This is a genomic window from Paracoccus sp. Z118 (assembly GCF_019061185.1).
In the GTDB taxonomy this organism is placed as follows: domain Bacteria; phylum Pseudomonadota; class Alphaproteobacteria; order Rhodobacterales; family Rhodobacteraceae; genus Paracoccus.
In genome coordinates this window covers 1-446 of sequence record NZ_JAHQZU010000132.1, presented here as the reverse complement: position 1 = coordinate 446, position 446 = coordinate 1, and the positions used below count along the sequence as shown (strand labels likewise).

Here is a 446-nt window from a genome sequence, read left to right as displayed (position 1 = left end):
TACGTCAAGAACATGATCACCGGCGCGGCGCAGATGGACGGCGCGATCCTGGTCGTGAACGCCGCCGACGGCCCGATGCCGCAGACGCGCGAGCACATCCTGCTGGGCCGCCAGGTCGGCATCCCCTACATGGTCGTCTACCTGAACAAGGTGGACCAGGTCGATGACGAGGAGCTGCTGGAGCTGGTCGAGATGGAGGTGCGCGAGCTGCTGTCCTCCTACGACTATCCCGGCGACGACATCCCGATCGTCAAGGGCTCGGCGCTGGCGGCGCTGGAAGGCCGTGACCCGGAGATCGGCGAGAACTCGATCAAGGCCCTGCTGGCCGCGGTGGACGAGTACATCCCGACCCCCGAGCGCGCCATCGACCTGCCGTTCCTGATGCCGATCGAGGACGTGTTCTCGATCTCGGGCCGCGGCACCGTGGTGACGGGCCGGGTCGAGCG

At 67.5% G+C, this 446-nt stretch carries 1 protein-coding gene; it reads left to right on the top strand.

Features of this window, described 5'->3' with window-relative positions:
• Window positions 1-446, top strand: a 446-nt coding sequence (locus KTN05_RS17860; protein ID WP_254368352.1) for a GTP-binding protein, incomplete at both ends; no start/stop codon positions are given.